The 8,515-nt window shown below is 67.5% G+C and carries 4 protein-coding genes and 1 tRNA gene; 4 read left to right on the top strand and 1 reads right to left on the bottom strand.

Annotated elements, in window-relative coordinates; genetic code table 11:
* Positions 1-35: 35 nt before the first annotated feature.
* Positions 36-112, top strand: a tRNA-Met gene (locus tag FV217_RS15330).
* Positions 113-534: 422 nt separating this feature from the next.
* On the opposite strand, the gene FV217_RS15325 is transcribed toward FV217_RS15330, so the two are convergent.
* Entirely contained in the window at positions 535-2,850 is a 2,316-nt protein-coding gene (locus FV217_RS15325) for a Tex family protein (protein ID WP_147818042.1), read from the bottom strand.
* Positions 2,851-3,453: 603 nt separating this feature from the next.
* Here FV217_RS15325 and FV217_RS15320 point away from each other — a divergent pair.
* Genes FV217_RS15320 through FV217_RS15310 form a run of 3 tightly spaced genes read left to right on the top strand, consistent with a single transcriptional unit; the run spans position 3,454 to position 8,476 of the window.
* Entirely contained in the window at positions 3,454-4,089 is a 636-nt protein-coding gene (locus FV217_RS15320; protein ID WP_238230514.1) for a TetR/AcrR family transcriptional regulator, read from the top strand.
* Positions 4,089-5,327, top strand: coding sequence for an efflux RND transporter periplasmic adaptor subunit (locus FV217_RS15315; RefSeq protein WP_147818041.1), 1,239 nt, complete (start codon positions 4,089-4,091; stop codon positions 5,325-5,327). Before FV217_RS15320 ends, FV217_RS15315 begins: the two co-directional genes overlap by 1 nt.
* Before the next feature lie 41 nt (positions 5,328-5,368).
* Positions 5,369-8,476 carry an efflux RND transporter permease subunit gene (locus tag FV217_RS15310; RefSeq protein WP_147818040.1) on the top strand — a complete coding sequence of 1,036 codons (3,108 nt, stop codon included), beginning with the start codon at positions 5,369-5,371 and terminating at the stop codon, positions 8,474-8,476.
* Positions 8,477-8,515: the final 39 nt, after the last annotated feature.

The raw sequence follows: 8,515 nt of genomic DNA, 5'->3' as shown, positions 1-8,515 counted from the left end.
ACCGACGCGATCCATACACGGATCCCGACACCCGGCGCGGGGTGGAGCAGCCCGGTAGCTCGTCAGGCTCATAACCTGAAGGTCGTAGGTTCAAATCCTACCCCCGCAACCAAATACCCCCACAGACAAAACCTCCCTCACATACCAGCGCAGCACCACAAGCCCGCAGGCGCACGCCCGCGGGCCGAAATGCGTTCAGGGCCACACACGGCTAACCGCACGACCAAGGCCACCGGGACCCCGAGAGGGGAGGGCCCCAAGGCCACGGCAGGGCCGAGGCCCGCGCTCACGCAAGATGCGAAACGCGGCGAGCCGAATGTGCCGTCAGTCCAACCCCAGCGGCCCGGACGAACCCGCACGGCGCCTGCGCTCACGCCCCCTCGCGATCGGCAGGACGGGCCGAGTCCCCGACGATCAGCGCCGCAGCTGGCGAGCATCCCCTCGCGACAGCCTCCACACACCCAACCGATAAAGATCGCCAAACCGTCGCCGACGCAGAGCGCCAGCAAGGATCGATCGGAAAACCGAGACAGTTCAGCCGCGTCGGTCCTGTTGCGAGGCTGCGCGGCGCAATGCGTCGGCAAGAGCTCCGCCTCGATCGTCCTCGGTCGCCGGTTTCGACTGCATATGCCGAGGATCGGGTCCTGAACTGCCGGGTTTCGGCGCGGCGCGGTCGATGGAATCGTCGAGGCGCATCGAGAGGCCGATCCGGTTGCGCGGGACATCGACCGACAGGACCAGAACGCGTACGACGTCACCGGCCTTCACGACCTCCGACGGCGCCGCGATCCGCTTCGTCGACATCGCCGAGATGTGCACGAGACCGTCCTGATGGACGCCGATATCGACGAAGGCACCGAATGCGGCAACGTTGGTGACGACGCCCTCTAGCTGCATGCCGGGCTTCAGGTCGGTGATCTTCTCGACGCCTTCTTGGAAGCTCGCCGTCTTGAAGGCTGGGCGGGGATCCCGTCCGGGCTTTTCCAGCTCGCTGATGATGTCGCGTATTGTCGGGATGCCGAAGCGCGCATCGGCGAAAGCCGCGGGCTGCAGGCTCTTCAGCATGGCGGCGTTGCCGATCAGCGCGCGGATGTCGCTCTTCGTGGCCTCCAGGATGCGGCGCACCACCGGATAGGCCTCCGGGTGGACCCCTGAGCTGTCGAGGGGATCTTTGCCGTCCTGAATCCGCAAGAACCCGGCCGACAACTCGAAGGCTTTCGGGCCTAGGCCGGCCACGGCCTTGATGGCCGTTCGGGTGCGGAACGGGCCGTTGGCGTCGCGGTGGGCCACGATGTTGGCCGCGACCGACGCACCCAGCCCCGAGACCTGCGAGAGCAGCGACGGCGAGGCCGTGTTCACGTCGACGCCCACCGCGTTCACCGCATCCTCGACGACCGCTGAGAGCGAGCGCGAGAGCTTCTGCTCGCTGATATCGTGCTGGTACTGTCCGACGCCGATCGACTTCGGATCGATCTTCACGAGCTCGGCCAGCGGATCCTGCAGACGCCGCGCGATCGAGACCGCACCACGATGCGACACGTCGAGCCCAGGCAGCTCGCGCGAGGCGATCTCGGAAGCCGAGTACACCGAGGCCCCGGCTTCCGACACCATGACCTTGGCCATCTTCAGGCCGGGGTTGGCGGCAACGATCTCGGCGGCGAGCTTGTCGGTCTCGCGTGAGGCTGTGCCGTTACCGATCGCCAGCATCTCGACCTTGTGCTGCCGGCAGAGTTGTCCGAGCGTCGCCACGGTGTCGTTCCAGCGCCGCTGCGGCTCGTGCGGATACGTTGTCTCGACGGCGACGACCTTGCCGGTGGCGTCGACCACGGCGATCTTGACACCGTTACGGTAACCGGGATCGAGCCCCATCGTGGTGCGGCCGCCTGCGGGCGCTGCGAGCAGCAGGTCCTTGAGATTGCCGGCAAATACCTTCACGGCCTCGGCCTCGGCCTTTTCAAAAAGGCGCGTGCGCAGGTCGGCCTTGATGCCGGTGCGGATCCTGGTGCGCCAGGACGACCTCACCACCTCCATGAGCCAGCCATCGCCCGGGCGGCCTCTCGCAGAGATGCCGTGCCGACGGCAGATCGCGAGCTCATAGGGGCCCGGTGTGCCGGGAGCCGAATCTTCGCCCTCTGCTGCAAGGTCGAGGTCGAGAAAGCCTTCCGTCTCGCCACGAAACAGCGCGAGGATGCGGTGTGACGGCATGCGTTCCAGCCGCTCGCTCCAGTCGAAATAGTCCGAAAACTTCGCGCCTTCGATCGCCTTGCCCTTCTTGACCCGCGAAACGGCCGCGCCGGACTTCCAGAAATCCTCGCGCAGGCGGCCGACGAGATCGGCGTCTTCGGCAAAGCGCTCGGTCAGGATGGCCTTGGCACCTTCCAAGGCGGCTTCCACCGTGTCGATGCCCTTGGCGCTCGATACATAGGCTTGCGCAACCTTGCGCGGATCGGTTTCGGGTTTGGCGAGCAGGATCTCGGACAGCGGACCGAGACCGGCCTCACGGGCCGTCTGCGCCTTGCTGCGGCGCCTCGGCTTGTAGGGCAGGTAAATGTCTTCGAGCCGGGCTTTCGTATCCGCACGGGCCAGAGCGGTCGCGAGTTCGGGCGTCAGCTTACCCTGTGCGCGGATGCTCTCGAGCACGGCCTCGCGGCGCTTCTGCAGATCGCGCAGATAGCCGAGGCGCTCTTCCAAGGTTCGCAATTGTGCGTCGTCGAGGAGACCCGTCGCTTCCTTGCGATAGCGGGCGATGAACGGCACGGTCGATCCGCCGTCGAGCAAGTCCACCGCAGCGGTGACCTGGGCTTCCCGCACACCGAGTTCTTCGGCGATCAGCAGGTTCACGGACGTCATGAGAACTCCGGGATGGGGCAGCGCAGCGGTTAGCCTATCCTAGCGAGAACGCGAAGGGTGAGGGGACGTCGAAGGGGCCGGACCCACGGCGACGTCGCCTCGAGCAGGCGACCACGGCGGATCTCTCGATACGGCTACAGCAGCAGCGAACGGAGAGTTACGGCCGTATCCGCTTGGTCGTGCCGGCGCTTCGATCTGATCCCGACCCACACCGATCAGCGAAACGAGAATGAGAACGAACGTTCATTGACATGAGAATGAACGTTCATTATAGAGAATGGGCAGCCGGGAGATGGCGATGAACACGATATGTCGTGATGGTTGGTCGAGCCGCGACGCGGATCGGTCAGGGGACGTCCAGTCGAGCATGTCGCGAATCTTCGCGACGATCCGGGTGGCATCGACCCCATCGAACCTGTTGCTCGCACTCGCCGTGATTGCGGGATGGCTGGCGCTCGTGTCTTGGACCGGTGTCGGACCGGACGGTTGGCAGGCACGATCGTGCGCGGACCTCGACCTTGGGCGCACAGCCTGCAACGCGGCCCGGCTGTCGAAGAACCAGGACCGTCTCGTCCCGCATACGATGACGACAGGGTTCGTCCGGTGAGCGCAGGCGTCAGCACCGTCATCGACGTCGGACGCGGTCATGCGGCGCGGCGCGAGCACATACTCGATGCCGCGGAAACCTGCTTCATCCGCAACGGCTTTCACCGGACCACGATGCTGGATCTGGCAAAGGCCGCGGCGATGAGCGCCGGGAATTTCTATCGGTACTTCTCATCGAAGGAGGCCATCGTGCTCGGCTTGGCGGAGCGCAAGCGCGAGCGCGGCATCGCCATGCTGGGCGAACTGGAAAAGAGCGGCGACCGGCGCGCGGCGTTCTTCGGTATCCTCACCCGGATCTTCCTGGATCTTACGCCCGAGGCCGCGGTGCTGCGGCTCGACATTTGGTCCGAGGCGACGCGCAACCCGGCCATCGCAGCGATGACCGAGAGTTCCGAGGCGGAAACCCGCGCCTGGTTCATCGACATGTTCGAGGCGCTCGCCACCTCGCCGGACTGTGATCCGCCGGCGCTCTATGCCTTGGTGAGCCACCTGCTGAAGGGCGTCATCGTCGATCGGGCCCTGACGCCCGACTTCGACCCGGCAGCCGCCGTCGCGCAAATGCTGCGGTTGCTCGAAGCCGGGCTCGGCGGACGCCTGCCGACCTCGTCCGATACAACTGGGACACCGTCGTGATGACTGCCATCCGCATATGGGCCGGCACGGCCTTGCTGTCGCTCGGCTTCGCCCTGACTGCGTCGTCCGCACAGGCCGAGGGCACGCTGGCGACCGCCAAAGCGAACCTGATCCCGGCCGTGAGCGTGGTTGAGGCCACCCGCCGCGAGATCGTCGAAAGCGTCATCGTCACCGGTACGCTGGTGCCCCGCGACGAGATCCTGGTGACGCCCGAGATCGACGGCTATCGCGTCACCGAGGTGTTGGTGGAAGAGGGCATGCGCGTCCAGCGCGGTCAGGTCCTCGCCCGCCTCTCGCACGACCTGATCGACCGGCAGCTCGCCCAGCAGAGCGCCCTCGTCGACAAGGCGACCGCTGCGGTGCCGCAGGCCCAGAGCAGCATCGAGCAGGCCGAGGCGGCCGAGACCGAGGCGCGTCTCGGCTATGACCGCGCCCGGCAGCTCATGCAGACCGGCAACGCCACGGCGGTGGTGATGGAGAGCCGCACGGCGGCGCTTCGCCAGGCCGAGGGCAAGCTCGCCTTCGCGCGCAACGGACTGCTCATCGCCAAGGCCGAGCTCGCCCAGGCCAAGGCCGTGCACGACGAGCTCGAACTCCGTCTCGCCCGCACCGAGATCCGCGCGCCGGAAGCCGGCATCGTCAGCCGCCGCACGGCCCGGGTCGGCATCACCGCCTCGTCGTCCGCCGAGCCGCTGTTCCGGCTCATCGCTCGCGGCGAGATCGAGCTGGAGGGCGAGGTCATCGAGACCAAGCTGCCGCTCCTGCACGAGGGCCGCCCGGCCTGGATCGAACTCGGCAGCGGCGAGCGCGTGCGCGGCAGCGTCCGCGCCGTCTATCCGGAGGTCGACAAGGCGAGTCGGCTGGGCAAGGTCCGCGTCCGGCTCGATGCCGACCCGCGCCTGCGCATCGGCACCTTCGCCCGCGGCGCCGTCGAACTCGCCCGCACCCGCGGCGTGACCGTGCCGCAGGCCTCCGTGCTCTATGGCGGAGCCAAAGGCAGCAGCGTGCTGGTGGCGGCCGGCGACCGGGTCGAGGCCCGCGAGGTCCGCACCGGCCTCTCCGACGACGACGACATCGAGATCCGCACCGGCCTCGCGGAGGGCGAGCGCGTCGTCGCCCTCGCCGGCAGTTTCTTGCGGGACGGCGACAAAGTTAGGCCGATCCCCGTCGCGACGGCGGTGCCGGCCGTGGCCGAGGCGCCGTCGCCCCAGGCCAGCGCCGAAGCCGGCACTCCCTGAGCCGACGCCGTCCAGCTAGTTGCAAAAAGCGGGTTGCTCCGATGCGCTTGAACATTTCCGCCTGGGCAATCCGCAACCCGATCGGGCCGCTGGTCCTGTTCCTCGTGCTGATCGTCCTCGGCCTCGTGAGCTTCCGCGGCCTGGCGGTGACGAAGATGCCGAACATCGACGTACCGATCGTCTCGGTGGCGATCACGCAGTCCGGCGCGGCCCCCTCCGAACTGGAGACCCAGGTCACGAAATGGGTCGAGGATTCGATCGCGGGCGTGCGTGGGGTCAAGCACATCACCTCGGCGATCACCGAGGGTTCGTCGGTCACCACCGTCGAGTTTCGGCTGGAGGTGAACACCGACCGCGCCGTCAACGACGTGAAGGACGCGGTCTCGAAGATCCGCATCAACCTGCCGCGCACCATCGAGGAGCCGGTGATCAGTCGTGTCGAGATCGCCGGCCTGCCGATCCTCGTCTACGGCGTGAAGGCCCCGGCGATGAACCCGGCCGAGCTGTCCTGGTTCGTCGAGGACAAGGTCGCGCGCACCCTCCAGGGCGTGAAGGGCGTCGGCGGGGTCGAGCGCGTCGGCGGCGTCGCCCGCGAGATGCGCATCGTGCTCCAGCCCGACCGGCTTCTGGCGCTCGGCATCACCGCGGCCGATGTGAACCGGCAGCTCCGCCTGACCTCGGCCGACATGGCGGGCGGGCGCGGCGAGGTCGGCGGCCGCGAGCAGTCGATCCGCACGCTTGCGGCCTCGCGCACCATCCGCGACCTCAAGGCGACCTCCATCGTCCTGCCCGCCGGCCGCAAGGTGCGGCTCGACGACCTCGCCTCGGTGCAGGACGCCATCGAGGAGCCGCGCACCTTCGCCCGCTTCGACGGTGAGCCGGTGGTGGCCTTCACGGTCTCGCGCGGCTCGGGTGCCAGCGATGCGGACGTCGCGGCGGGCGTCGAGAAGAGGGTCGCCGAGTTCCAAGCTTCCTATCCCGACATCCTCTTCGAAAAGATCGATTCCTCAGTTTCCTCGACCATCGGCAGCTACGATTCCGCGATGCACACCCTGATCGAGGGTGCCGCGCTCGCCGTGCTGGTGGTGTTCCTGTTCCTGCGCGACTGGCGCGCGACGCTGATCGCGGCGATCGCCCTTCCGCTTTCGGTCTTCCCGACCTTCTGGGCGATGGACATGCTCGGCTTCACGCTGAACGGCATCAGCCTGCTCGCGATCACGCTCGTCACCGGCATCCTCGTCGACGATGCCATCGTCGAGATCGAGAACATCGTTCGCCACATGCGACTCGGCAAATCCGCCTACCGCGCGGCGATCGAGGGTGCCGACGAGATCGGGCTGGCCGTCATCGCCATCACCGCGACGCTGATCGCGGTGTTCGCGCCGGTCTCGTTCATGCCCGGCATCGCCGGGCGCTACTTCATTCAGTTCGGGCTGACCATCGCGGTCTCGGTGTTCATGTCGCTGCTCGTGGCGCGGCTAATCACGCCGATGCTCGCCGCCTACTTCTTGCGCGACCATGCTCACGTCGAGGAGCGCGAGGGCCCGGTCATGCGTGCCTATGGCCGGCTCGTCAGCTGGTCGGTACGCCACCGGGTGATCACGCTGATCGTCGGTCTCGGTCTCTTCGCTGCTTCGCTCGCGTCCACCGGCCTGCTGCCCTCCGGCTTCGTGCCGAAGCAGGACAATGCCCGCACCCTCGTCATGGTCGAGCTGGCGCCCGGTGCGAAGCTCGCCGACACCATCGCCGTGTCCGACCGGGTGGTCGCCCGCATCCGCACCCTGCCCGAAGTGGTTTCCGTTTTCGTCGATGGCGGCCGTCAGGCCGGCGGCAAGAAGGAGACGCGGCTGGCGACGCTGACCGTCAACCTGACCCCGAAGAACCGGCGTACGAAGAAGCAATGGACCATCGAGAGCGAGATCGCCGCCCTCATCGCCGAGGAGCCGGACATCCGCTCCTGGACTCTTCGCGATAGCGGGCAGCGTGACCTCGCGCTGGTGGTCGGCGGACCCGATGCCGACGTGGTCGCGGAGGTCGCCGCCCGGCTCCAGCGCGACATGGCCGCGATCCCGCACCTCATCGCAGTGATGTCGACGGCGCCGCTCAACCGCACCGAGGTCCGCATCCGCCCCAAGGAGGGCTCGGCCGCCGATCTCGGCGTCTCCACCGACGCCATCGCCGAAACCGTGCGGGTCGGGACGATCGGCGACATCGGCCTGAACCTCGCCAAGTTCAACGCCAAGGATCGCCAGATCCCGATCCGTGTCCAACTCCCGGACAGCGCCCGCGGCGCGGTCTCGCGGCTCGAGAACCTCAAGGTGCCGGCCAAGAACGGCACCGCCGTGCCGCTAGCCGCCGTCGCCGACATCGAACTCGACCAGGGCCCCGGCGCGATCGACCGCTACGACCGCGTGATCCGCGTCGCGGTGGAGGCCAATATGGAGGGCTCGGACGCGCTGGGCTCGCTGATCCAGCAGGCGCTGCAGACGCCCACCGCGAAAAACCTGCCGCCGGGGGTGACCATCCGCCAGACGGGCGACGCCGAGATCATGGGCGAGGTGTTTTCGGGCTTCCTCATGGCGATGGGCGCCGGGATCATGATGGTCTACGCCGTGCTGGTGCTGCTGTTCGGCAACTTCCTGCAGCCGCTGACCATCCTGTTCTCGCTGCCGCTCTCCATCGGCGGCGCGATCCTCGGCCTCCTCATCCTCAACATGCCGATCTCGATGCCCGTCGTGATCGGCATCCTGATGCTGATGGGGCTGGTGACGAAGAACGCGATCATGCTCGTCGACTTCGCGGTCGAGGAGATGCGCACCGGTGTCGACCGTGTCACCGCCATCGTCGATGCCGGCCGCAAGCGCGCCCGGCCGATCGTGATGACCACCATCGCCATGGCCGCCGGCATGGTGCCCTCTGCCATGGCGCTCGGCGTCGGCGGCGAATTCCGCGCGCCGATGGCGGTGGCCGTCATCTCCGGCCTGATCGTCTCGACCCTGCTGTCGCTGGTCTTCGTGCCCGCCGTGTTCCTGCTGATGGACAGCCTCGGCAACGTCCTCGGGCGCGTGTTCGGACGCTTCGTCGGTCAACGCGACGAACCTTCCGAGGAATCCTCACAGATCCATTCCCCTGCGGCCGTGTCGCGATAGGGCCGATCGCATCACTCCCGCTTCTTCACGCGAGCAAGA

The organism is Methylobacterium sp. WL9, from assembly GCF_008040035.1.
GTDB lineage: Bacteria > Pseudomonadota > Alphaproteobacteria > Rhizobiales > Beijerinckiaceae > Methylobacterium > Methylobacterium thuringiense.
Note: the sequence above shows the minus strand (reverse complement) of the source record. Positions and strands in the feature narration are given on the sequence as shown.

Excerpts from the sequence above, each read along its gene's own strand:
- FV217_RS15315 (WP_147818041.1), top strand. The coding sequence starts at position 4,089 with ATGACTGCCATCCGCATATGGGCCGGCACGGCCTTGCTGTCGCTCGGC.
- FV217_RS15325 (WP_147818042.1), bottom strand. The coding sequence starts at position 2,850 with ATGACGTCCGTGAACCTGCTGATCGCCGAAGAACTCGGTGTGCGGGAA.
- FV217_RS15310 (WP_147818040.1), top strand. The coding sequence starts at position 5,369 with ATGCGCTTGAACATTTCCGCCTGGGCAATCCGCAACCCGATCGGGCCG.